Source organism: Bacillus inaquosorum (genome assembly GCF_023238325.1).
Lineage (GTDB): Bacteria > Bacillota > Bacilli > Bacillales > Bacillaceae > Bacillus > Bacillus inaquosorum.
The window spans coordinates 1,577,979-1,602,657 of record NZ_CP096592.1 but is presented as its reverse complement, the minus strand read 5'-3'; the positions used below and the strand labels follow the sequence as shown (position 1 = coordinate 1,602,657).

Genomic DNA, 24,679 nt, shown 5'->3' with positions numbered 1-24,679 from the left:
AGTATTTGCATATTGTAGTGTTAACATCATGAGGGAGATGGTTCGAATGAAAAGATCAGGTCCTTTTTTCCACGACGTGTCTCAGGAGAACCTTTACTTAAAATCAGAGCTTTCAAGGTGCCATAAGCTGATTGCCGAACTTGAAGCAAGCTACTTCCATCAGAAAAATAACAAACTGCTCAAAGAAAATAACGATATGAAAGAAAAACTCCAGCAGCTGTCTGCCGAATTAACAAACATGTCAACGAAAGAAAAACACGCCTCCCATACCAGCCATACCCTGCACCAAATAAGAGCTGAACTGCTTGATAAAATCGTTGCTTTGCAGGAGCTACTTTCTGCTGAAACCTACAAACGCAAAGCCGAAATCCAAGAAAAACATAAACTTCATATCGCTAAAATTAAAATTGAAGAAGAAAATAAACATCTGCATCAACGAATCAGCCATCTTCAGGCCTCTATTGAGCAGAAACAGAACGCACTGCTTCAAGCAAAACAGCAAACCGAAATGATAAAAGCCGAAAACGGCCGTCTAAAAGAGCAAATGGTAGAAAAAGAATATCAGCTAAAACATATCAAAATAGAAGTTGATCATATGAAAGACCGAATCATAGAAACGAAAGAAAGGCTGCTCGAAATAGAAAAAACGAAAGAAAAATTATTTCACGAAACTATTATATCGTATAAACGGCAGCTTGATGAAAGCGATGCCTGGATTGCTTCTCATTTTGCCGATATTGATGGCGGCACGAAACAAACAGAAAAAACGGAAGAAGAAGCTCCAGCGGTCTACGCGCAGCCAAATCATGTAGAAACCATACTTGAAGATGTCACCAAACAGATACATGCACTTCAAAAACAGCTCGTCCGCGCCCAATCATCAGACCAGTCCATGAGTCATACAATCGAAGAGCTGAAAAACAGAGCCGCTGAGGAAAAACCTTATCAAAAGTGGGTATATAAGCTCAATCTTGAAAAAGAAAACAAACCTTCACAGAAAAAAACTCAATAAAAAACTGCTTGAGCACTACACCAAGCAGTTTTTCTGTATGTTTATTCATTTGCTGATTCTGCAGATTCAGCTGATTCGATTTCACCTTCTAAAATGTACTGGCCGCGATACGGTTTTTTCACTTCCGGGTACATTTTAATTAAGCTTTGCATAAACGTTGTCATATTAGGGATTTCAAGACCACTTTCTTTTTCAATCTCTTTTTGAAGCTCGGAGCTCTTAATCGCCGCGTTGTGGCGTTTTAATGTTTTAATGGCAGCTTCACGCAGCTTAGCTGCTTTCGATCCCGGTCTTGCCGTTCCTCTTCTTCTTCGTGTTGTTCCGTCAGGTATACCGGCAGGAAGAGAGGAAATAGATTGAAGCTGAGGCTGTACAGACTGCTGTTGTGATTGCGGCTGATAGCTTCTGATTTCCTGAGCCGCAAGCTCAGCGAGAACCGGCAGAGAGTCAGTTTTTCGTTCAGAACGGAAATCCTTTTTGACTTCGGAAGGGCTTCCATTTCTGTCCAGCTCTCTTAATTTTGCGTATATTTTATCACGTTCGATTTGATATTCACGAATGACTTTCACTTCAGCTTCATTTAATTGTTCTAATCGTAAGCGCAAAGCTTCTCTTTCATTAAACATTCCTCAATGTACCCCCTATCAAAATTAACATCTTTAATTAAGATATTAGATTACAAAAGTAATTTTATCAACTATTATTTTAGCATTTTACTATTATATTTACTCTATGAAAAATTCCTTATTTTCTGAAAATGTTTTATTTTTCAAAAGAGTCCTTTATTCACAAGGGGTTGAGGGTCTTTCGAATTCAATTGGTATAATGTTGAAAATATATATTTTACTTACTTCTTTAATGAAATTTAGTGTAATATCTACAATTTTCGAGTTATGGGATATGAAATTTATCTAAAATTGAGGAAAAACATAAAAAATTAGCAGTTTTTTTAGCGTATCAATCAAACAAATCACCATTTCCTATGCCCAAATTTGGAAAAATAAGCTTCTTACTCTTCTCCGATTACTTTCTTGCACAAAATAAAAAAACCTGAAGAGATCAGGTTTTTTATGAAGAGCTATTCAGATGCCTGTTCTGTTTCAGCCAGAACGCGATTCACACGTTTTTCAAGCATTTTCATGCCGCTCCCTCCGGCTTGGAAGTGACGGAGCTGTCCTGTTTGATCAAACACATAGTATGCAGGCACATATTCATTTTCAAATGCATCGGTTAAAACATGATCACTGTCGACAAAAATCGGCTGAGTAATGTCGTGTTCAGCAGCTACATCTTTAATTTTTTCGAGATCAAGGTCATCTTCGGAACGAGGCATATGCACAGCTACAACGTTCAGTTTATCTTGATATTTATCACGAAAATCATTCACTTGCGGCATCACTTCTTTGCACAGATGGCAGCTGATGGACCAGAAATGAATAAGCGTCGGCTTTTTCCCGATCAATTGCTCTCTCGTTACTTCACCATTGAACCAAGCTTTTTCCCCTGTTAATTCAGGCATTGGCTGACGTAATTTCATTGCTTTTCCCTCCTATTAAACAGAAAGACCTAACGAATATGTTAGACCCTTTTTCGTTCTTAGAAAGAATTAAAGTGTTTTTTGGCCTGGTTTCCAGTTGGCCGGGCAGAGTCCGCCAGTTTGCAGCGCTTGAAGAACACGAAGCGTTTCATCAACATCACGGCCAATGTTATTATGGAAAACCGTTTGATATTGGAGCTCGCCTTCAGGATTGATAATAAACAATCCCCGCAAGGCCACACCTTCTTCTTCGATTAATACGCCATATTCACGGGATACCTCGTGGTTTGTATCAGCAGCAAGCGGATATTTCAGCTGGCCAAGGCCGTTTTCTTTTCGGTCTGTATTAATCCACGCCAAATGAGTATGGATTGTATCAGTAGAAACCCCGATTACTTCTGCATCAAGATCTTCGAATTCGTCATAGCGGTCAGACATTGCTGTAATTTCTGTCGGGCAAACAAAAGTGAAATCCATTGGATAGAAGAACAGCACTGTCCATTTATCTTTTTTCATGTTTTCCTCAAGACTTACTTTGCCAAATTCTTTACTTGCAAGGACTGCTTCCATTTCAAAACGAGGAGCTTGTTTACCTACCATACGTTCCGCCATATGTATCCCTCCAATTTATAGTTTGGCTTAAAAGCCGGATTCGCATGAAAATAAAGGATTTTTATCCATATTACGTTAATAACATCACAATGCCCATTATATAGGAGGAGATTTCCCGAGTCAATTTTTAACAAATCTTGCATGTCTTTGGCTTCGACATTTTCAAATAAAACGTTTAACATGTTCATGTATAGGGTAACAAATCTCAACGTGCAGCAATCAATTCAGAAAAGGAGCACCAACATGGATTTTATTAAACAATACGATTGGGCGGGACTGATTACAAATGCAGGTGTTCTGCTCATTAAACTCGTCATTATGATATTGCTCTATTTTATCGTTCGATCATTAGGCATGAAAATCATTAAACATCTGTTTGCAAAATTCGAGGAGCAGAACAGCTTGTCTATCGGACGTGCACATACGCTCCGAAGCCTGACTCTTAACATATTTGCTTACATACTGATTTTTATATTCTTCGTCATGGTTCTGGATCTGTTTCATTACGATCCAAGCGCCCTTTTAGCGGGAGCAGGAATCGTCGGACTGGCTGTCGGATTTGGCGCCCAAGGGCTTGTCAGCGACATCGTGACAGGTTTTTTTATTCTGCTTGAAAAACAATTGGATGTCGGAGATTATATTACCGTTTCCACCTTTAACGGAATTGTCGAGCAGGTTGGCTTAAGAACAACTCAAGTCCGCAGCTTTGACGGAACACTGCATTACATCCCAAACAGAAACATTACAAACGTGAGCAATCATTCTCGGGGAACAATGCAGGCTCTGGTTGATATTAAAGTGCCGACTGAAAGAAACATTGATGAAATGATCCACATTTTACAGCAAGTATGTGATGAAACGGCAGCCGCTCTCCCGCAAATAAAAGAAGGCCCCAATGTCATCGGAATTCAAGAACTGGGAACCTCTGAAATTGTGATCAGAATCATCGCCAAAACAGAAAATATGGAACAGTGGCAGGTCGAGCGAGTGCTGAGAAAAGAAATAAAAAACGCGCTTGACCGCGCTTTTCCTAAAGAAACAGAATAAATAAAAGAACCGAAGCTCTTTGCTTCGGTTTTTATTTTACTGAATTCTGCTTTCAACTTCGCTGCAAATTTCTTCAGCAGTCATCCCGGAAGCTGTAATGACAGGTGCTTGTGTTACCGTATCGGCTATCCCTTGCACATTATTATCAAGACCTGTTACGACACAGCAGTCACAGCCTTTTGCATCGGCAGGGCTTTTCATCATTACAACGTCATATCCTTTTTCTTTTAATGCAGCTTCTACATCTGATAACGATTGTTCAATTCCTATTTTTTTAGCCATATTGAACACCTCCGTTTACTAGAGTGCTCATTTTATGGAATTTTATTCTTTCATTTGTACTTAATTGGCATAAACAGAAAAATAACCTGTCATGACGTTAACCGCTGTTTCTATCGCATTTTCATCAGGATTCAGCTTTGCGTGATGAAGCCCGTGTTCAGAATCAGCGCCGAGCCAAAACATGAAGCCGGGATATTTTTTCAGCATGTAGCCAAAATCCTCTCCAGTCATTGCTTCTTTTGCTTCAATTACTGTTGCCAGTTGATGTTCAGCAACGAAAGACATAAATTCTTCTGTCAGTCCGCTCGTATTGTAAACTTGGTGATACACAGACGGATATGTCACTTTTCCTTTGCAGCGGAACCCAATTTCGATTCCTTTTACCAAATCTTCAATCCGTTCCTTTACCTGCTTCATCGATTCTTCAGAAAGCGTACGGATCGTGCCTTCCAGGTGAGCTGTTTGCGCGATGATATTTTGCGCTGAACCGCCGGTAATGGTACCAACTGTAATGACGGCACTGTCCAGCGGATCTGTGTTTCTAGAGATGATCGTTTGCAGCTGGGTGACAAGTGTGCTTGCTGCTACAACCATGTCCTCAGCCAAATGCGGATAGGCTGCATGTCCCCCTTTGCCTTCCAGATCGATGACAAGCTCTGATGTATTCGCAAAAAGGAGGCCGCTTTTTGTCGAGATGGTGCCTACAGGCAACTCTGGAGCAATATGCAGCGCAGTGATGAAATCAGGCTGCCACTTTTTTAATACATCGCTCTCGAGCATTGGTTCTGCACCGCCAGGCCCTTCCTCTGCCGGCTGGAACAGAAAAAGCAAATCATGTTTGACCGGGTGGTGAACAAAATGGTCAATAATGCCGAGTGCAATCGTCATATGCAAATCGTGTCCGCAGGCGTGCATGTTGCCGTGATGCTCTGATGCGAATGGAAGACCGGTCTGCTCTTCAATGGAAAGTGCGTCGATATCCGCTCTGTACGCCAGCATTTTTTTCGGCGCCGTCCCGTTCACCTTTACAAAAAGCCCTGTTCGCCATTTCTCAATTTCAATTCTGTCTTGCGGGTACTGTTCCAAGACATTTAATAAATACTGTTGGGTTTTGAACTCCTGAAATCCAAGCTCCGGTATACGGTGCAGATCTCTGCGGATTGCGATGAGCTCCTCTTTCTTCATTTTCATTCCTCCTGCCTATACGAATAAGGCGTGGATATATTATCCACGCCCTTTTTATCAAATCATTCCTTACAGCTGGCGTAATTCCTGCTTGATTTCAGTTTTGCCTTTTGTTTTCTCATCAATTTCTTTGATTTTTTTAGCAGGTGTTCCTGCAACAACAGTGTATGGCTCAACATCGTTTACTACGATCGCTCCCGCAGCAACAACGGCTCCTTTACCTACTGTTACGCCTTCAAGTACAACGGCATTTGCGCCGATCACAACGTCGTCTTCAATGACAACCGGTTTAGCGGATGGCGGCTCAATAACGCCCGCAAGTACAGAACCCGCGCCGATATGGCAGTTTTTACCAACAGTAGCTCGTCCGCCCAGTACAACGTTCATATCAATCATTGTACCTTCGCCGATGACTGAGCCGATATTGATAGAAGCACCCATCATGATGACTGCGTTATCACCGATTTCAACTTGGTCGCGGATGATCGCGCCCGGCTCGATACGCGCTTTGATATTTTTAAGATCAAGCGTTGGAATCGCAGAATTGCGGCGGTCATTTTCAACCACATAGTCTTCGATTTTGCTTTGATTTTCTTCAATTGCTGTTTGGATTTCGCTCCATTCACCGAAAACGACACCAGTGTTTCCGTTGATAAAAGCTTTCGCAGATTCGCCGAAATTGATTCCTTCCAGCTCACCTTTCACGTAAACCTTTACAGGTGTAGATTTTGTACTATTTTGAATAAATGAAATAATTTCATTTGCGTCCATCATTTTCATATGTAAAGTCCTCCTCCTGATTTTCTACCTCATTACTGTATCAAAGGAAAGATACAAAGACAAGAAAAAAAGGAACAGCCGCTTTAGCAGTTCCCATTGGGTGATCAGACAGCGCATCCGCTTTTCTTTGCGAATTGTCTCCCGAACTCCATTAATTCTTCCTCTTCTTCACCTTCTGGATTATTTTCGATTTTTACCGAAGGCAGAACAATTTCGCCTCCGCGTTCTTTTATTTTTGCTTCAAGCGTATCAACCGCTCCGCAGAAAAATTCATATGCTGTATCACCGGAACCGAATACAGCGCATGTTTTGCCGGAGAAATCAATCTCATCCATGTCTTCAGCAAGGTCTAAAAATTCATCAGGCAGATCTCCGTCACCCCACGTATAGGTTCCCATAATGATATGATCATAGTCGTTAAACAGCTGTGCATCATCAATATCCATCGCTTCGAAACGGTCTGCTTCCGCTTCCGCCTCCTGAAGCCCCTTTTCAATCAAATCAGCCATTGCTTCAGTGTTGCCTGACATTGTTGCATAAACGAGCAATATCTTCCCCAATTCTATTTTCCTCCTCTAATGAATCATTGCTGAAACTTCGTACGGTTGGACAAATTTACATTCATACAAGCCTGCACAAAAGAAATTCTCTTTCTGATTGGCCACTCTCCACCCATGCCCTTTAATGGTATCGAACCATTTTAACGCCCTGGCTTCGAGATCAGCCTGGTAAATTCTCGAATAACCATTTTCATCTTGCGTGGTGGTAACATATATGATTCCATCATCCTCTGAAATATCAAGAAATGATTCTTCTTTTCTGATCATGCTGGATTGTATGGTGAATTCTTCGTCAGTCAAAATATTCCTAACAGTGACAGCACCGTGCTTTCCTTTCACAGAACCCATCGCCGCCACCAGCCAATTTTCATTGAACACGAGCATGGATGCCGTCATCCGGCTTTCCTCTTTCTTAACGATTTGGACAGTGTCACGTTTAAAGTCGTAAGCCCAAATGCCTCCAAAATATTCGTGTATTTGTGTGCCGATGAAAAGGCTGCCGCCGTGCAGGCATAACGAACGGATAACAGGCGGGTTATCAAAATCCGCAAAAGGCTTGGCTACACGCCACGAAACCCCAAAATCATCCGATACATAAATGCAATGCTTGCCGTGGGCGCAGACAAACCCGTCGTTTCGCCCGGTAATCGCCCACACTGTTGCATTTGTCGGAAAGCTAGACATCGTCCAGGTTTTCCCTTCGTCAGACGATCGAATGACCGTTCCCTTTTCACCTACGCCAAATAAGTACGGCCCTATGTAACTGATGCAATGAATTTTGCTTTTCAAACGAAAAAGCTTTCTCCAGCCCTGCTCCAAGGAATAATGAAAAATGCCTTCTCTTTGTACCGCCACAAAATAACCAGAAAATGCCGACGCCGTGACAGCAGTCGCTCCTTTATGAAACATGGCTTTTTTCCTTGTTCATATAATCTGCCCATGCAAGAAAACCTCTCGCAAACGCTCGGCAGCTATCTACATCTTCATCTGTCTCAGGCGCCAGTTCGATTTTTAATGTTTCCTGGTAAACAGCAGCTCCCGCCTCTTGCAGCATGTCACTGAACAAATTGACCGCTTCACAAAACTTTGGATAAGAATAATCACCAGATCCGAAGCAGGCTGTTTTTAAGCCATTAAGCTGAAGCTGTTTGACCTCATCAAAAAAATCCTCCGCTTCGTAAGGCAAATCGCCGTCGCCCCATGTATACGTGCCAATCAGCACATAATCATAGGATGTCAGAACAGACACATCCGCATCATCTATCTCGACACAATCGATATCCAACTCATATTCCTGAAGCGTTTCTTTTATAATTGCAGCAATGTCTTCTGTATTTCCTGACATGCTGGCATATGTAATCAAGGCTTTAGCCATGTTATCACCTCATCAATTGATAATGATTTTCAATATCATATGTATCACTTTAAATGATAATGATTTTCATTGTCAATATATAAATAAAAAAAGACAGCATATCGCTGTCTTTAAAATGGATTTTCCTGATCCAGCATATCCTTTATCACTTGTACAAAAGCTTGAACTTGCTTCAGCTCAAAGGCAGGTTCATAGCCTAATAGCCATGTATCCCGTCCGATTGGTTGCTCCTTCGTGTCTAACAGAGGCATTTTGTTGACTTTATCTTCGTTTTGCAGGGTAACAGACGGCAAAATGGCATAACCAATTCCGTGCAACGCCATCTGTTTGCACGTTTCAATCTGATCAACCAATATTGTCTGTTTTGGAGACGTTTTAAATTTTTGATGCCACCAGTGCTGAATTTCCTGAAAATAAGTGCTGTCGCTTTTAAATTGGATAAACGGCCGTTCTGTATGGGCAATGTCTTCGATGCAGGAAATTTCAGTGTCCACTAAATAAAGGTGATCTGTCATTAAGTAATCTTTACGGCCCTTCCACTCAGGGTTGCCTCTTATAATGCCGATATGAACCTGATCCTCATATAAGCTTTTCAGCATTTCGCTGCTCCAGCCGGTAATAAGCGAGACCTTTGCATTCGGATACTTTTCCACATACGTCTTCAGGACTTTAGGGAGCCAATGCTGGCCGATTATGGAGGCGACGGCAAGCTTCAATGTGCCGTGAATTTCACCTTCAAGCTCATCAATATTTTCTCTTATTCTTTCCTGCTCTAACGTCACATCATTCGCAAACTGGATGATTTTCTCACCGGCCGGCGTTACCGTTAATCCTTTTTGGGATCTTAAAAAGATTTTTGTGCCCCACGCCTTTTCAATTGTTTGTAAGCGCTGAGATAAAGCCGGCTGAGATACAAAAAGCCGTTCCGCCGCCTTTCTCATATTTAACTCCTCAGCTAAAACTACGAGCATATGAAGCTCTTGAAGCTGCATGTCGTCCTCCTTTTTATGATCAATAAGTTTTTCTTATCTCCCATTCTAATAAAATCTTTGTTTCTGATTCAAGCCCTATTCTGGTTTAAATTATGTATGCGCTTTCTTAGTTGCTCTGCCAATATAATAAAAATAGGCCGTAAAGCCTACTTGTTTAATGAGCGTATGTGCTTATTCAATTCCTTTAAAACCACTCTTCTCGTAAAAATTCCTTCAAACACCTGCTCATCATTTTCAACACAGACAAATCCGTTATTAATGACCATGCCGAACCCCTTCATAATTGGATCATTTATATGAAGACGCGGAATATCGGTGACCATGACTTCCTCGACAGTAATCTGGTCAAGCTTTTCAAATTCAATTCGCTCAAGCCCGAAAATGCTGTTCATGATCATATTTGTACCGATTAAACCATGTAAACGATAGGAAGCATCAAGAACTGGAATGGCTGTGTATCCGGTTTTTGTCAGCACTAATAATGCGTGCTCAAGGTTATTGCCGACTTGAACGTGCGCTACTTTGTCCGCCTCAATCATAAATTGTCCGACTGTTGCCTCAAGAAGCTGGTCTGATTGTAAGCTTATCATGTTTTCGACCCCTTTTCATTTTCATCAACAATACATTCCCTATATTACAATAATATAAACTTTATCAGTATTTGTCGAAAAGTTTCCTTTCAATAAAAAAGATACTCTTTGGGCGAGTATCAATTATAGGGTGCTCCATTAATTTTCAAATCGAAATCGGTCGTATAGCGTTACAAGTTTTTTGTAGGTGGTTCCGTCAACGTTTTTGGTTCCTGTCTCTATATCGTTGATCTCACTGCTTAAAAGCTCGATGGCATATTCATGGTTGATCAGGATATTCAGCAGAAGTTTTTGTTCTTCTTCTGTAAATCGTTCACCGATAAGACTCATTCGCAATCAGGCCCCCTGTTTTATACTGAATACCTCTGAAAGCAAGACAACTTACTTTCAGCTCTACCGCTAGAATAAGTAATCAGAAAACAAACGTCAACCGCATAATTCGACATTTCCCTTGGCTTTTCAGCCGGAATTATTTTGTGAAACGATTTGCATAGCTGAAGGCAGTGTATGAATCCGGCTTTATTTTCGCCTCAATCCCCATGGAAGTGATACGTCCTGTCATTTCTTGGATCAGTTCTTTTGTAAGTCCTTTTTTCCCAATATCCAAATGAACCTCAAAGGTAAGATCCGCCCCCTCACCGGTAAAGGGCAGGAGCAGATCGGTAATATCCATTAAGTGCCCATCAAGAATATGAGCGGCCGTTTCTTGGCTGTACGCCGTTTCTAACGAAATCTTCTCCCGAAGGCTATGTATGGGTCTGTCGACTGTATGATTTTTCAAGCAGCCCCAAGCTCCCTTGCCTGTACGATGCAAATGCAATGCGGTAATAAACTTTGTGTAATCGCGGTAGACCTGTGAATCGGTTCCGATCGATAACACATAGGAAGAACGGGGGTCCTTTCGAACAAAGGCTTTAAGCCGTTCCATCACATCTTGAAAGGTCATCTGTGCTTCTGAAAGATTATAAAACAGAAAAGAATCAGCCATGACGACACTCCTTTTCAAGGATTTACAACCATGAAACAAGTATGTTCCTTATCGTTTATTGCGATTACTTTTTGCAAAAGCGGAAGCTTGTTCACCCTATATCAGGAATCTTACTGAAGAAGTTCAAAGATTTCGATGGAAACCATGTCGATATTATCAAACGGATATGTGTTAGGTTTTTCACCTTTTTGGAAAACCGTCAGCTCAAACGTTTGATTTTTTTCGAAATATTTAACACTGCATATTTTCTCACCATTTACTTCGAAATAACGCTGCATTGGCTCGTTAGCCGCTTCCGCTGTTTCTTGCAGACTTTGCAGCCGTGTGATGATACCCATTAATTGTGACATTCTAAAAAAAGACTCCTTTCAAAAAGCAACTTCAAATCAACAAGTATTTATTATAATACAAGTTCTATTGAGCATCATACCATAAAGTCGTACAGGATGGCATTTTCACTGCTGAAATTTAAGAAAAGAAAAAATGTGAAAAAACTATTTTTAATTAGTTTGAGGCTTTTTTTGGAATGTCATGCACACAATTATGTTTTTTTTCATATGCCCGCAGAATCAAGAAGCTTTTTTGCAATTTCAGCAAATTTTTTTTGAAATTCCTGGTGAAGTTCCACGTGGCTAAACTTCTCAGCAGTCATATTGGATACGAGATCGCAAAGCGGTTTTCATGTTGTTCTTGCTTCGTAAATTAAACGATTGGAATATGTAATGATCAGAGTGGACTTCTTGCCGAATTTGCCGCCTAATAGCTCTTGCACGGCCGCTGCTGCATTGAGTCGGGGTGTTCGCACGCTGAAAGAACATTTTTGTTCCTCCCAGAACATTTTCCACTAGTAAGGTTTATTGTTTCGTTAGATTGTCTTATGCTTTGGCAAATAAAAAAACTTGGCGGGGGTAGCGCCAAGCTTTTCCGGATCTTGATCTGATAGAGGGGTTGGGGAACAGAGAGTAGCTTCTCTCTATAATTAAATGATAATGATTCTCAGTATCAATGTCAATCGTTTTTTGATATTTTTTTCAATTCATATAAAAAAAACGGCCATTCAGCCGCTTAAATCAGTCCATCCTGTTCATATAAATAAGAATAAGGCAAGTCTATAAATAAATACATCTGATCATCCATCGGATACGAAAACGTTCTAATCATTTCACCTGTTTCCAAATCACTGTACAAATCACTGAAAAATCCTTTTCTGAGATTTCTCATCCTCATAATGTTCTCCAGAAAATAAGGTCGCCAGCTCCAGTTCTTTTCCGCATATTCCGGCTGGTACACCCATTCTCCATCTTGTTTAAACACATTTCCCGTCAGCTGATCGCCTTCTTCATCACACATGTAAATTCTAAAGCTGCAATCTGTCAGCTCTTCCGCCAGCTTTTTAATAAAGTCATCATCAGAAGATAGATTGTTTTTTCGCAAAGACGTCACAGCCTGATGCACTCGTTTGTAAAACTGTTCAGAGTGCTCATAGACGGTTTCAAGCTTCTTTTTCTCATGTGTGATAAATTGATGAAATTCAGTTTTAAGTCTTTGTTTCAATACATCTCTCTCTAGAAACGTTTCAGACGGAGACACCAAGTAATAGCCCTGAAAATAGCGGCCGCCGTTTCTCCAAGCGTATTGAAGCTGGAAGTTCGCCTCAATGTCTTCATACAGCAGCGCCGCACCGATTTTTCTCGCTAATAAAGATATGCTGTACAGCACATGCTCATATGACGGTGATGGCTGTGATACTTTCAGCGCCTGTAAATCGATTTTCAACAGATCTGGTGAGAGCAGTGCGATTCTGTCCAAGTTGCTGCTTTCTTTTCCGATGTTATCAACTGCGATTTTAATTCCGTATGTACGATAGTAGGCAAGCATATGGTAGAGCTGCTCAATATCCCCTTCAAAATTGTGCTCTGTAATTTCAAGCACAAACCGATGGAGTTCGATTCCCTTTGCTTCATATTCTTTCAGAAGCTCCAGAAAGCTTTCACCATGATCAAGCATTAGGAGATTGGCATCCTGATTCATAAAAATCAGCAGATCAGAATCCGCTTCTAAAAAGCGGTCCAGAGCCTGGCGGATAATTCTGTTATCAACCTCTAGTTTATATTCTTCGGGTATCCCTGCATCTAAAAAGAAAGGCCCGAGACTTTGGATTTCTGAATCTGCCAAAATTCGTCCGAGCACCTCATATCCGACGATCTTCTGTTCCTCGGCACTGAAAATCGCCTGGTAATATGGAAGGACATCATCAATGTTCGTTAAAATATCAAGTGGATCCAACATGTTATCACCTGCTTCTCTATCTTTGTCTGATTATACCACATTGAATCCATAGATTAATATGCTTTAAAACGGATAAGGATTCAGCCATTGCCCCCCATCCATTGTGATACAATCCCCGTTTATATAGGATGCTTCGTCAGAAAGCAAAAACGCGGCCAAAGAAGCGATTTCCTCCGGCGTGCCCAGCCGGCCCAGCGGTACACTGTTCATTGTGCGGGCCATCGCTTTTTCCGATTCAAAAAGCTTTTCCGCACCTCCTGTTCGTTCAATTGGGCCGGGTGCGATGGCGTTTGTTCGGATTCCGTATTGGCTTCCCCACTCAACGGCCAGCGTTCTTGTCAGTGACAATACCCCTGCTTTAGCCGCAGCGGAATGAACGACCCCCGCTCCTGCTCCCCAAGCGTATGTGGCGGCCATATTTAAAATGACACCCTTCTTCTGCTGCTCGATCCAATGCTTTGCCGCGGCTTGGCTGCAAAAGAATGTGCCGTTTAAAACAATCTCAATGACGGCTTTCCATCCATTGGGCGTCAGCTTTTCTGCCGGACAAATAAAGTTTCCGGCCGCATTGTTAATCAGCGCGTCAAGCCGGCCAAAGGCTTTTATCGCTTCTGTAATCATTTCTGAAGCGGCCGAATCAGAACGGACATCCATTTGAAAACATGCGACCTGCCCCTCAAAGGTCTCAATTTCTCTTTTCGTTTCCTCAAGTGCTTCCTGGTTCCGCCCTGTCACCATGACGTACCAGCCTAATTCAGCCTGTTTTTTTGCCATTGCTTTTCCCATGCCGCTTGACCCGCCAGTAATGATAACCGCCTTTTTTTCCATGATTCTCCCTCCTGTTATGAATGAGTATTCATTCAATATTATTCTATCATTATATGCCTGCTTCTGTCAGTACATGCTGACATGAGATTTTTTTAAGATACAGATGATATAATAGAAAAACTCTATTAAAGGTTGGTTTGAAATGAAAAAGATGTCCAGAAGGCAATTTTTAAAAGGAATGTTCGGCGCTCTTGCCGCCGGGGCTTTAACGGCCGGCGGAGGATACGGCTATGCCAGATACCTGGAGCCGCATATGATTGAGACAACCGAACACACAATAAAAAGCTCTCTCATCCCGCATGGATTTGACGGTTTTAAAATCGTGCAGTTCAGTGATACGCACTTGAGTGATTATTTTACTCTTGAAGACTTAAAAACTGTCATTCTGACAATTAATGAATGTAAACCTGATCTCATTGTTTTTACCGGTGATATCATCGATAATCCTGATACGTATCTGCAACACCAGGCAGTGATTCCATTATTGAAAAAACTGAATGCGCCCTTCGGCAAGCTTTGTATTTACGGCAATCATGATCACGGAGGCTATGGAACTGCCGTATACAAAAGCCTGATGACAGCCGGCGGTTTTACGGTACACCGCAATGGCTATCAAACATTGTCGCTCACAGATGGCAGTGAAATCGAGATTGCATTTCTTGATGACTTAATGCTCGGAAACCCAGATTATGAAGGCATCCTATCAAGGCTAAGCGACAGACTTTTTTCCATTCTGCTCGTCCATGAACCTGATGCAGCCTTGAACACAACTGGCTATCCGGTGAATCTTCAGCTTTCCGGCCATACACACGGCGGCCAGATTCAGCTGCCTTTTTACGGACCGATTATTACGCCTCCATATGGAAATGTCTACACAGAGGGAATGTATCAAACAGGCAGCACTCATATTTACGTAAACCGCGGCCTCGGGATGACCAGACTGCCTTTACGGTTTCTGGCCAAACCTGAAATCACTGTCTTTACCTTAAAAAGCACAAATTAATGTAGCAGGATGGGCTCCTCATCAATACTTATAAGTAAAAAGAGAGGGTGAGGAAACTGCTTACGTACCAGGTGAAGCAAGGTGATACACTGAACAGCATCGCAGCTGATTTCAGAATCAGCACCGCTGCATTAATACAGGCTAATCCGTCACTGCAGGCAGGGATCACTGCGGGACAACGCATTGTCATACCCGGTCTGCCAGACCCCAATACGATTCCGTATCATATCTCAGTCTCAATCGGAGCGAAGACCCTTACGCTGTTCCAAAATAATCGGGTAATGAAAACCTATCCCATCGCCGTAGGTAAAATACTGACGCAAACGCCCACTGGCGAGTTTTACATTATTAACCGCCAGCCCAATCCCGGGGGCCCATTTGGCGCTTATTGGCTAAGCCTTTCAAAGCAGCACTACGGAATACACGGGACGAATAATCCCGCTTCGATTGGCAAGGCTGTTTCTAAAGGCTGCATTCGCATGCATAACAAAGACGTGATCGAACTCGCTTCAATTGTGCCAAACGGAACAAGAGTCACCATTAACCGGTAATGTTTTCTTATTTGTTTCAAAAACAGGCGGTTTATAATATGATAAAGTGGGACCTTTAGGGTAAGGAGCGTTTTTATGGATATATTTAAAAATCGTAATTTTGTTCGTCTATTTTTCGCAGCACTCGCTTCTCAAATGGGCACGACAGTAGGCAACATGGCATTTGCTTTTTTCTTGCTGGACCGCTTCAGCAGCCAGCCTTCATATACGACCTTGGCGGAGCTGATGTATTCTCTTCCTACCGTATTTGTATTTCTGATCGTGGGAGTCGTCGCGGACCGTTTTGACAGAAAAAAGGTCGCGGAAAACTGTGATTGGATCAGAGCCGGCCTGACTGTCGTTCTTTTTTTCACTTTATTTACCGGCAATATTCCTCTTGTTTTCTGTATTTTATTTGTCAGAAGCGCTGTAACGAAGTTTTTCTTTCCGGCAGAGAACAGTTTGGTACAAGCCATCTTGCCGAAGGAGCATTATGCGAAAGCAGCAGGGCTTAACCAGATGCTTTTTAGTATTTTTATGGTGTTCGGAGTCGGAATAGGCGCTGTTATGTACAACACAATCGGAATTGAAGGCGCCATTATTCTTGATTTTGTCAGCTTTATCATTTCCGGGCTGCTGATCCGCAGCTGCCGGATTCCGAAAGAAGCCCGACAGCCAAACGGTGCATTCAGCTGGAGAAAAGCTTCTGTTAAAGATTCAATAAATGATTTTAGGGAAGGCATTCTCTATATTTTAAAAAACAAACTGCTGGCATCTCTTATTTTCGGTTTCTTCATATTTGGATTTGTCAACGGAGGATTCGCAGTATTGCCGATGTTTACAATGAAATACGGATTGGCGCCTGACCGTTATGAGTGGCATACATCTGTATTTACGATCGCACTCGGGTTTGGGCTGCTGGCTGGAAGTGTAATCGGCACGATCATCTCTAAAAAAGTGAAGCCGCACTTTTTAATGTCGATACCGATTTTCATTGCAGGCTTGCTGATTTTCGTCCTCGGCTACACGAATGTTTTATGGGTGTATTACGCGGCAGCTTTTGCCCTGGGAATGTGCATCGGACCGATCAACATTGCAATCGGAGGATGGATGCCAAAGATTGTTCATCCAAAGCTGATGGGACGTGTAAGCGGCTTGCAGGACCCTTTTATGATGTTTGCACAGTCTTTGACACTCGGCTTAGTTGCGCTGTTATTCCCTAAGTTCGTTTCAAACATTGATTATCTTTATTACGGCATGGGCGTTATCATCCTGCTTGTTTTTATTTTTTATTTTGTTGCACTGCCAAAATACAGTGCACAGGCTGCGGAAGTGAATGTTCAGGAAGCATTTCAAGAGCAGCCGAAGAAGAAAGTAAGATCTGTATAATATACGTTAAAAATGCGCTTTTTTTCTCAGAAAAAAGCGCATTTTTACATTCAATATTTGCATTTCAACTTTAAAAAAGTATAATCTAATCATATAGAATTTGATAAGAGCAAAGGAGAGAAATAATGGACGACCATGCATATACGAAAGATCTGCAGCCAACCGTAGAAAATCTTTCAAAAGCAGTTTACACTGTGAACCGCCATGCAAAAACCGCCCCCAACCCTAAATACCTATATCTGCTGAAAAAACGGGCTTTGCAAAAGCTTGTCAAAGAAGGTAAAGGAAAGAAAATAGGGCTTCATTTTTCAAAAAATCCAAGGTTCAGCCAACAGCAATCGGACGTGCTTATCTCAATCGGAGACTACTATTTTCACATGCCTCCAACTAAAGAAGACTTCGAACATCTTCCGCATTTAGGTACACTTAATCAATCGTACCGAAATCCTAAAGCTCATATGTCTTTAACAAAAGCGAAACACCTATTGCAAGAATATGTCGGCATGAAAGAAAAGCCGCTTGTGCCAAATCGCCAGCAGCCAGCTTATCATAAACCTGTCTTTAAAAAACTTGGCGAGAGTTACTTTTAAAATAAAAACAGCCGTGCCCCTTCAGGCACCGGCTGTTTTTATTTATTCAATCACATACGTATCCACTTTTTTAATCAAATCACTGATCTCAGGCTTGCTGATTTGCTCATCTGCGCCAACGACTTCTCCGCGGTGACGCAAATCATCCGTAATTAATGATGAGAAAATCATAACCGGCACGTCTGAGCTTTTCGGATTTTCCTTCAGGAGCTTTGTGAGCCTGTGCCCGTCCATTTTTGGCATTTCAATATCAGTGATGATCATATCAATCTGTTTTGATAAATCAGTTTCGTTTTCAGCAAGGTTCATAATGTAGTCATATGCCTCTTTTCCGTTTTCAAACGAAGAGATATTGTTGTACCCTGCTTCTTTTAATTCATCCTGCAAGAGGCGCATCAAGAGCGGTGAGTCCTCTACAATGATAAGCTTTTTATCAGTTCTTCTTTCATCGAAGCCCTCGGTATGCATATTGTACGTTTCCACACCTGAGTCTGATTCGATGTCATAAATAATTTTTTCATAGTCAGGCAAAAAGATCATCAGGTCTTCGAGCTTAATAATTCCGGTAAGGTGCCGCTCCATTCCTTGATTTAACGATGTCGGCTTTTCAATTGATTCCCAAGACACTCGGTGAATTTGAGAAACAGATCCGACATGAAAAACAATTTTCCGTTTATTAAATTCAGTCACGATATATTTCTCGTCTTTTGATCCGTCAGGCTCAACTCCAAAAAATGAGAAGAGGCTGATCACAGGAAGAATTTCTCCTCTGAGCTTAATCATTCCTTCTACATGCTGATGGGAGTGAGGCACTGATGTCACCTCGACTGGCTGAATAATTTCCCTTACCTTCATGACGTTAATTCCGAAAGCATTATCGCCCACGCCAAACTTCACAATTTCTAATTCATTTGTACCAGAATCCAATAAAATTTCGTATTGTTGTAACGACAATTCAATCCCTCGCTATTCGCATTCAGTATTGTACTGTATATATCGGCGTAAATTGTAAAAAGTGAATGGCATGGCACTTCAAAATCGGATTCTGGGAGCGTTACGCCGCGATTCTCAAAAAAAGAAACTTTTTTCCTAATAACCATTGACTTTCCAACTAACAGTGATAAAATAGTCAAGGATTTTTCCAAAGAAGGGTGTAAATAATGGGTACCTTAGTAATATTTAAAGAAAATGAAATGACTGTTTTAGAAGATATCAGTGAAGAGACTTATCTGCATATGAAGAAAGAATCAGCTGACCTTCAAGAAGAGCATCCCCCGTATATGATTTGGCACGAAGACCTTCATTTTGATTATGGTTATTAATGAAATTGGCACATATAAACAATAATAGAACATGATACAATAAAGACAATCAAATCGCTGGTTGTCTTCTTTTTTTCTGAAAAGAAAGGTATGTTTAGAAAATAGGCGCATACAATCGAAATATATCGGCTAAACAGGTGACAAATGATCAGCTAGTGGTAAAATAGGATAAACTCATTATATTTGTTAAGGTGATGAATTATGGAACATTTGCTGAATCCGAAAGCAAGAGAGATTGAAATTTCAGGAATACGCAAATTCTCAAATCTTGTAGCTCAACACGAAGATGTCATTTCACTTACAATCGGCCAGCCTGATTTTTTCACGCCGCATCACGTGAAAGCTGCCGCAAAAAAAGCCATTGATGAAAACGTGACGTCATATACGCCGAACGCCGGCTACCTCGAGCTGAGACAAGCTGTGCAGCTTTATATGAAGAAAAAGGCGGATTTCAACTATGATGCTGAATCTGAAATCATCATCACAACAGGCGCAAGCCAAGCCATTGATGCTGCATTCCGGACAATTTTATCTCCCGGTGATGAAGTGATTATGCCAGGCCCGATTTATCCAGGCTATGAACCTATTATCAATTTGTGCGGCGCCAAGCCTGTCATTGTTGATACTACGTCACACGGCTTTAAGCTTACTGCCCGGCTGATTGAAGATGCTCTGACTCCTAACACCAAGTGTGTGGTGCTTCCTTATCCGTCAAATCCTACCGGCGTGACTTTATCTGAAGAAGAGCTGAAAAGCATCGCCGCCCTTTTAAAAGGCAGAAATGTATTCGTATTGTCTGATGAAATATACAGTGAATTAACATATGACAGACCGCATTACTCTATCGCAACCCATTTGCGGGATCAAACGATTGTCATTAACGGCTTGTCAAAATCACACAGCATGACCGGATGGAGAATTGGATTTTTATTTGCACCGAAAGACATTGCAAAGCACATTTTAAAGGTTCATCAATACAATGTGTCATGTGCGTCTTCGATTTCCCAAAAAGCCGCGCTTGAAGCTGTGACAAACGGCTTTGATGACGCCCTGATTATGAGGGAGCAATACAAAAAACGTCTGGACTATGTGTATGACCGTCTTGTTTCCATGGGACTTGACGTTGTAAAACCGTCTGGCGCGTTTTATATCTTCCCTTCTATTAAATCATTTGGAATGTCTTCATTTGATTTTAGTATGGCTCTTTTGGAGGATGCTGGTGTGGCACTCGTGCCGGGCAGCTCGTTCTCAAAGTATGGTGAAGGATATGTGAGGCTGTCTTTCGCATACTCGCTGGACACGCTAAGAGAAGGCCTGGACCGTTTAGAATTATTTGTATTAAAAAAACGGGAATCAATGCAGACGATAAACAACGGCGTTTAAGCCTTTGTTTTATTTTTTGGAAATGAAATTTTAAACGCTGTGCCTTTTTCGGGATGGCTGTCTACATGGATGACTCCCTGATGATTTTCAATAATATTAAATGTCACCATCAGTCCAAGCCCCGTGCCTTTTTCTTTTGTCGTTAAAAATGGTTCTCCAATCCGGTTCAGCACCTTTTCAGGTATGCCTTCCCCTTCATCTTTGACAGTGACATGAACAGAATGCTCATCCTCCGTTATGATAATGTCTACTGTTCCCCCGTCAGGCATCGATTCAACTGCATTTTTAATTAAATTAATGAATACCTGTTTTAATTGGTTTTGATCTCCGTTTATATAAATGCTGTCTTTTTCATAACTGGTTCTGATAAAAATGCCATTCAAATTTGCCTGCGTTTCTAACAGGGCCGATACCTCACCAATTAATTTTTTCAAGTTCAAATATTCTTTAACGGCATTTTGCTGGGGTTTTGCCAGCATTAGCAGTTCACTGAGTATTAATTCGATGCGGCTGAGTTCAGAAAATACAATTTCAAAGTAGTGGTCATTCCCTTCCATCGTCGGTTTCATCAGCTGCAAAAATCCTTTGATCGCTGTCAGCGGGTTGCGGATTTCATGGGCGATTCCCGCCGCAAGCTGACCTGCGATTGATAGTTTTTCCGATTTTAGCATCAATTCTTCTGTTTGTTTTCTCTCTGAAATGTCCCGAAGAATGACTTGGACAGCCGCTTCACCAAAAAAGGTCGTCGGAATGCAGACCATCTCCGTATAGATGACCCTGTTCTGGAAGGTGAACCAGGATTGCTTGACAATTTCTGACTCTGTTTTTTGCTCGGCGATGTTTCGGATTCTCTCTTTTACATCCTCGTGATCGCAAGGATGCAGCTGATCGTATATGTTTTTGCCAATTAAATCCTCATAGGTAGCCGCTTCAAACAGTGAAATTCCCGACTCATTCATAAATACCCATTTGCCATTATGAATCACCGCAATGGTATCGATTGAATTTTGAATCAGCAGCTGATATCGTTCACGGCTTTTTTGCAGGATGGTTTGGAATTTTTTCCTTGAAGAGATGTCGATCAGCAGCAGCAGTTCAGCCTGCTGGTTTTTGTAGACGGTCGGGGACGCTTTCACTTCTAAATGAACAGGTGTGCCATCAAGCCTTTTCCACGTCTGTTCGATCATTCCGACTTCCATTCCTTTTTGCATTCGTATAATCCTGTTTCTGACGATATCATGATATTCTTCTTCAATAAATTCATAGGACCATTTTCCAATAATAGCATCCTTGCTTTTCGCTCCCAGCATTGAAAGCATCGCGCTGTTTACATAGACGATCTTGCCTTTGACACTGATGCATAGCGGACTCGGGAGATTTTCAACTAACCGTTCATAATCATCCGTTATATATGTAGTCGATTCCGGGCTTGCAGGCTCGATTTCATGTTTTTCGCAGTTTAGGGATTGATGGCCTGTTTCTTCTTCAAGAACCTTCATTTTCAAAATGATTTCCCGTTCTGTCCGCTCAGCTCTTGTCGTAACGATTTCTACCGCAGCCTCCACCCACACAATCGTGTGGTCTTTTTTAATAAAACGAAAGGTGCACGGCATCAGATGATGTTCATTATAAAAATAGCTTTCAACTAAAAATTGGTCTTCCTCATGCAGAAACGTTTTGAGGAATGATCCAATCATCTCTCCTTGAAGATAGCCCAAATGCAGTTTAGAGTTGGCAGATATATAAATGATGCGTCCATTAGAGGCCAAGACTGCATGAATATCGGTTTTTGTTTGAAATGGTTTAACATGCTGCGTATCCTGTTCCACAGAATCCCTCCTTTGCATGATCATCGTGTTTCGATATATACAGATTGACTTTTACCTAGTATGATTCGCTAGAAAATGAGTATTCTCCTTCTATTCTTATGTTGATCGTCAATTTTTGAATAAAAGAAAGGGCACACAATCTTTCAGATGTGCACCCTCTTTTTTATTTTTTGCTATGTTTCTTTTCGAGCTCTGCGTAGGCGTGTATAGCTCTTTTGGCAATAATTTTATTGATCTTATCATCATCATCTACTGATGGAACAACAACACTAAAAGCCACTTTTGGATTTTTCGACGGGTAATAGCCGACAAAAGTCAGATTGTATGTTTTTTTCCCCCACCAGTTGCGATTCGTGCCGTAGTAAAATGTTTCCGCTGTTCCCGTTTTCCCTGATACATCTTCTGTAAACGTATTTTTAGCTGTCCCTGAAGAAGTGACTAATTTCATACCTGTTTGGACTTGCTTCAAATCACTCTCTGAATTGTTGATCTTATTCAGTACTTTAGGTTTTCTATGTTCAATTGCCTTACCAAGCTGGTCTTTACTGCCTGGCTCATGAATACTAGTGACGATTCTAGGCTGCACACGATAGCCTCCATTGGCGATTACTGAAATGTACTGCGCCATTTGAAGCGGTGTGTATGTATCATATTGACCGATTGACAAGTCTAAAATTAATCCCCCTACAGTTTCAGGTGTGGTTTGCATACCGGCTGATTCCTGAGGCAGATCAATACCTGTCTTTACTCCCAGGCCAAACTGGCTGTAATAGTTTCTCATTTTCAGTAAATCCTGCTGATCAGCCGGGAGAGACCCATGTGGCCTGTATGTTACACCCGCAATATGCAAGGCGACATTAAACATATATACGTTAGAACTTTTTTGCAAAGCGGTTAATTCATTAATGGTTCCCATATTGGTATAAGATTTTTTTATCAGATTTGTTCCTAGAAGCATTGGAGCATCGAGAAAATATTTATAATGCGGAATCCCGTCCTGATAACCGGCAAGTACGGTGGCACCCTTTACTGCTGAACCCATTTCATATTGGGTTGTAAATGCCCCTATCGCATAATCTTGAATTTTGTTTGTTTCTAAATCTATCTTTTTTCCCGCCATCGATAAAATATCGCCGTTATTCGGGTCCATCATCACGACAAAGGCTCTGTCAAGCATATAGTTCCCACGTGCACGGCTGTTTCTCACTTCTTCTTCAATGATCTTTTCCACTTTTGCTTGGAGCTCCATGTCAAAAGAAAGCTGAAGATCGTATCCCCTGCTGCCTTTATCAATGGTTTTTTGGCTGACGACATTTCCTTTATTATCTTCTACATATTGCACTTTTTCCTTTTGGGAATTTAAGTAGTCTTCATATTGATACTCTATATAACTTTTCCCAACCCTGTCATTATTCGCATAGCCTCTTGTTAAGTAGAAATCTTTCCGGTCGCTCAGCAGGCCCTGATCAGGTGTCGTGACACCTCCAAAAACGGAATAGAGGGTTTTGTCATAAGGATATTTTCGCGTCCAATCGTTTACGATGTCGATTCCCGGAAGCTCTTCTAAATGCTCAGAAACAATTGAAATTTCATCATATGTTAAGTCATTTTTTGGTCGTTGCGTGGAGCTTTTCTTCTCATCAAGCAGCGTTCCGTTCTTTCCATTGCTGTTGCTTTCATTTGGGTTCATCGCCTTTACGATTTGAGGTTCGTAAGCATTACCGCTTGAAAACCTTGTATATATCGCAGCGATTTCCATTTCTTCATCATCTCGCTGAATAGCTTTCAGCTCTTGATTCGGCACACGCTCAATTTGAAGCTTGTAAGCCTCGGCCCCTTTCAGATTGCTTTCAGATTCCTTAAGCAGAGCGGCGGCTTTTTTCGGATGAGATGCAATCCAGTAATCACGCAAATCTCTTTCCTTTAAAAATTCGGTATCAATATGGATTAAAGCAGCCAGACGCTTCGCTGTTTTGATTTTATCTTCTGTTTTTGTGCTCGATGTAGAAACATACACAATTTCAGGCACACTTTGGTTATCGACAGCCACTTTCTGGTTTCTGTCGTACATCTTTCCTCGCGGCGCGGGATAGTACGCTGTTTTTGCATTTGCTTTCTCAGCGTCTTCTTCATGCTGTTCGCCTTCAACAATTTGAACAACGCCAAGCTTAAAGATTAATGCAGTGAATAGAACAAAGACAGCAAGGAAAAAAAGGTTCATTCTAATTGCCCGGTTTCCTTTGCGCTTTTTCTTTGTTTCACGCCCTATTTCAGTCACTTCTGGTTACCCCTCTCAAATCATTCAATATATTTACATATACTGAGATTAATTGTAACACCTTTGTAACAGTTGTTACAGCAAAAAGGGATAAAAAAAGCTGTCAATATAAAAACACATTAAAATATAACTAACGATTCAAATAAAAGGAAGCTATGTAACTGTACGATAATAATATGAAATGCAGCTGATTCCCTTCTTCTCAGCGGTTCAGCGCATATTGGTTACGAAAATGACAATCTCTCATTGTCAAAGGAAAGTGATGGATACTTTATGAC

The 24,679-nt window shown here is 41.4% G+C and carries 27 protein-coding genes and 1 pseudogene; 8 read left to right on the top strand and 20 right to left on the bottom strand.

Going from position 1 to position 24,679, the window contains the following annotated elements; genetic code table 11:
• Window positions 1-46 precede the first annotated feature (46 nt).
• A complete protein-coding gene (locus M1M80_RS07915) occupies window positions 47-1,012 on the top strand; it encodes a coiled-coil domain-containing protein (protein ID WP_060398526.1) in 966 nt (321 codons plus the stop codon).
• Window positions 1,013-1,053: 41 nt separating this feature from the next.
• On the opposite strand, the gene rok is transcribed toward M1M80_RS07915, so the two are convergent.
• The 3 genes from rok to ahpA form a co-directional block, all read right to left on the bottom strand.
• The gene (gene rok / locus M1M80_RS07910; RefSeq protein WP_003238902.1) at window positions 1,054-1,638 is read right to left on the bottom strand and encodes a transcriptional regulator Rok; all 585 of its coding nucleotides are present in this window, start codon (window positions 1,636-1,638) and stop codon (window positions 1,054-1,056) included.
• Between the two features lie 452 nt (window positions 1,639-2,090).
• Window positions 2,091-2,549, bottom strand: coding sequence for a redoxin domain-containing protein (locus M1M80_RS07905; protein ID WP_060398525.1), 459 nt, complete (start codon window positions 2,547-2,549; stop codon window positions 2,091-2,093).
• A 69-nt stretch (window positions 2,550-2,618) separates the two neighbouring features.
• The gene (gene ahpA / locus M1M80_RS07900) at window positions 2,619-3,161 is read right to left on the bottom strand and encodes a biofilm-specific peroxidase AhpA (RefSeq protein ID WP_003238905.1); all 543 of its coding nucleotides are present in this window, start codon (window positions 3,159-3,161) and stop codon (window positions 2,619-2,621) included.
• Between the two features lie 243 nt (window positions 3,162-3,404).
• Here ahpA and mscT point away from each other — a divergent pair, with 243 nt between their 5' ends.
• Window positions 3,405-4,208 carry a small-conductance mechanosensitive channel protein MscT gene (gene mscT, locus M1M80_RS07895; protein WP_060400020.1) on the top strand — a complete coding sequence of 268 codons (804 nt, stop codon included), beginning with the start codon at window positions 3,405-3,407 and terminating at the stop codon, window positions 4,206-4,208.
• 36 nt (window positions 4,209-4,244) lie between these two features.
• Here the strand turns inward: mscT and M1M80_RS07890 are convergent, their stop codons facing one another.
• The 14 genes and pseudogenes from M1M80_RS07890 to fadH all read right to left on the bottom strand — a co-directional run bounded on the left by M1M80_RS07890 (window position 4,245) and on the right by fadH (window position 14,077).
• Window positions 4,245-4,490, bottom strand: a complete 246-nt coding sequence (locus M1M80_RS07890) for a YkuS family protein (RefSeq protein WP_003238909.1) — start codon at window positions 4,488-4,490, stop codon at window positions 4,245-4,247.
• A 60-nt stretch (window positions 4,491-4,550) separates the two neighbouring features.
• Window positions 4,551-5,675 carry an N-acetyldiaminopimelate deacetylase gene (locus M1M80_RS07885; RefSeq protein ID WP_060398524.1) on the bottom strand — a complete coding sequence of 375 codons (1,125 nt, stop codon included), beginning with the start codon at window positions 5,673-5,675 and terminating at the stop codon, window positions 4,551-4,553.
• Window positions 5,676-5,744: 69 nt separating this feature from the next.
• A complete protein-coding gene (gene dapD / locus M1M80_RS07880; protein ID WP_060398523.1) occupies window positions 5,745-6,455 on the bottom strand; it encodes a 2,3,4,5-tetrahydropyridine-2,6-dicarboxylate N-acetyltransferase in 711 nt (236 codons plus the stop codon).
• A gap of 104 nt (window positions 6,456-6,559) precedes the next feature.
• Window positions 6,560-7,015 carry a flavodoxin gene (locus M1M80_RS07875; protein WP_003238914.1) on the bottom strand — a complete coding sequence of 152 codons (456 nt, stop codon included), beginning with the start codon at window positions 7,013-7,015 and terminating at the stop codon, window positions 6,560-6,562.
• Window positions 7,016-7,030: 15 nt separating this feature from the next.
• Complete coding sequence (locus M1M80_RS07870; protein ID WP_060398522.1) at window positions 7,031-7,924, bottom strand: WD40/YVTN/BNR-like repeat-containing protein; 894 nt, start codon at window positions 7,922-7,924, stop codon at window positions 7,031-7,033.
• The gene (locus M1M80_RS07865) at window positions 7,914-8,390 is read right to left on the bottom strand and encodes a flavodoxin (protein WP_060398521.1); all 477 of its coding nucleotides are present in this window, start codon (window positions 8,388-8,390) and stop codon (window positions 7,914-7,916) included. Before M1M80_RS07865 ends, M1M80_RS07870 begins: the two co-directional genes overlap by 11 nt.
• Before the next feature lie 110 nt (window positions 8,391-8,500).
• Window positions 8,501-9,382, bottom strand: coding sequence for a transcriptional regulator CcpC (gene ccpC / locus M1M80_RS07860; RefSeq protein WP_003238920.1), 882 nt, complete (start codon window positions 9,380-9,382; stop codon window positions 8,501-8,503).
• Window positions 9,383-9,528: 146 nt separating this feature from the next.
• A complete protein-coding gene (gene cbpB / locus M1M80_RS07855) occupies window positions 9,529-9,972 on the bottom strand; it encodes a cyclic-di-AMP-binding protein CbpB (RefSeq protein ID WP_003238922.1) in 444 nt (147 codons plus the stop codon).
• A gap of 138 nt (window positions 9,973-10,110) precedes the next feature.
• Window positions 10,111-10,308 (bottom strand): AbrB antirepressor AbbA, encoded by a 198-nt coding sequence (gene abbA / locus M1M80_RS07850; RefSeq protein ID WP_010886502.1) that lies wholly within the window; start codon window positions 10,306-10,308, stop codon window positions 10,111-10,113.
• A gap of 133 nt (window positions 10,309-10,441) precedes the next feature.
• Complete coding sequence (locus M1M80_RS07845; protein ID WP_003218672.1) at window positions 10,442-10,960, bottom strand: ribonuclease H-like YkuK family protein; 519 nt, start codon at window positions 10,958-10,960, stop codon at window positions 10,442-10,444.
• Between the two features lie 110 nt (window positions 10,961-11,070).
• Entirely contained in the window at window positions 11,071-11,310 is a 240-nt protein-coding gene (locus M1M80_RS07840) for a YkuJ family protein (protein WP_003218671.1), read from the bottom strand.
• A gap of 269 nt (window positions 11,311-11,579) precedes the next feature.
• Window positions 11,580-11,798: pseudogene (locus M1M80_RS07835) on the bottom strand (manganese catalase family protein); the annotation flags it as partial.
• A 227-nt stretch (window positions 11,799-12,025) separates the two neighbouring features.
• Window positions 12,026-13,249 carry an EAL domain-containing protein gene (locus tag M1M80_RS07830; protein WP_003238927.1) on the bottom strand — a complete coding sequence of 408 codons (1,224 nt, stop codon included), beginning with the start codon at window positions 13,247-13,249 and terminating at the stop codon, window positions 12,026-12,028.
• 63 nt (window positions 13,250-13,312) lie between these two features.
• Window positions 13,313-14,077: a 2,4-dienoyl-CoA reductase gene (gene fadH / locus M1M80_RS07825; protein ID WP_060398520.1), complete on the bottom strand. Its 765-nt coding sequence runs from the start codon at window positions 14,075-14,077 to the stop codon at window positions 13,313-13,315.
• 142 nt (window positions 14,078-14,219) lie between these two features.
• Between fadH and M1M80_RS07820 the strand changes: the two genes are divergently transcribed.
• The 4 genes from M1M80_RS07820 (at window position 14,220) to M1M80_RS07805 (ending at window position 17,589) form a co-directional block, all read left to right on the top strand.
• Window positions 14,220-15,080, top strand: a complete 861-nt coding sequence (locus M1M80_RS07820) for a metallophosphoesterase (RefSeq protein ID WP_060398519.1) — start codon at window positions 14,220-14,222, stop codon at window positions 15,078-15,080.
• Window positions 15,081-15,136: 56 nt separating this feature from the next.
• Complete coding sequence (locus M1M80_RS07815; RefSeq protein ID WP_080429098.1) at window positions 15,137-15,631, top strand: L,D-transpeptidase family protein; 495 nt, start codon at window positions 15,137-15,139, stop codon at window positions 15,629-15,631.
• Window positions 15,632-15,706: 75 nt separating this feature from the next.
• Window positions 15,707-16,999: an MFS transporter gene (locus tag M1M80_RS07810; protein WP_060398517.1), complete on the top strand. Its 1,293-nt coding sequence runs from the start codon at window positions 15,707-15,709 to the stop codon at window positions 16,997-16,999.
• Between the two features lie 125 nt (window positions 17,000-17,124).
• Complete coding sequence (locus M1M80_RS07805) at window positions 17,125-17,589, top strand: YkyB family protein (RefSeq protein ID WP_003238939.1); 465 nt, start codon at window positions 17,125-17,127, stop codon at window positions 17,587-17,589.
• A gap of 42 nt (window positions 17,590-17,631) precedes the next feature.
• Here the strand turns inward: M1M80_RS07805 and cheV are convergent, their stop codons facing one another.
• Window positions 17,632-18,543: a chemotaxis protein CheV gene (gene cheV / locus M1M80_RS07800; protein WP_032732103.1), complete on the bottom strand. Its 912-nt coding sequence runs from the start codon at window positions 18,541-18,543 to the stop codon at window positions 17,632-17,634.
• Window positions 18,544-18,749: 206 nt separating this feature from the next.
• Between cheV and M1M80_RS07795 the strand changes: the two genes are divergently transcribed.
• Both M1M80_RS07795 and M1M80_RS07790 read left to right on the top strand, forming a co-directional pair.
• On the top strand, window positions 18,750-18,911 hold the full coding sequence (locus M1M80_RS07795) for a hypothetical protein (RefSeq protein WP_003238943.1): 162 nt from the start codon (window positions 18,750-18,752) through the stop codon (window positions 18,909-18,911).
• Window positions 18,912-19,112: 201 nt separating this feature from the next.
• Window positions 19,113-20,294, top strand: coding sequence for an aminotransferase A (locus M1M80_RS07790; RefSeq protein ID WP_003238945.1), 1,182 nt, complete (start codon window positions 19,113-19,115; stop codon window positions 20,292-20,294).
• Here M1M80_RS07790 and kinA read toward each other — a convergent pair.
• Together kinA and M1M80_RS07780 are read right to left on the bottom strand one after the other, a co-directional pair.
• Window positions 20,291-22,123, bottom strand: a complete 1,833-nt coding sequence (kinA, locus tag M1M80_RS07785; RefSeq protein ID WP_104010206.1) for a sporulation histidine kinase KinA — start codon at window positions 22,121-22,123, stop codon at window positions 20,291-20,293. The two genes, M1M80_RS07790 and kinA, sit on opposite strands and share 4 nt — an antisense overlap.
• A gap of 163 nt (window positions 22,124-22,286) precedes the next feature.
• The gene (locus tag M1M80_RS07780; protein ID WP_060398515.1) at window positions 22,287-24,401 is read right to left on the bottom strand and encodes a peptidoglycan D,D-transpeptidase FtsI family protein; all 2,115 of its coding nucleotides are present in this window, start codon (window positions 24,399-24,401) and stop codon (window positions 22,287-22,289) included.
• Between the last annotated feature and the right edge of the window lie 278 nt (window positions 24,402-24,679).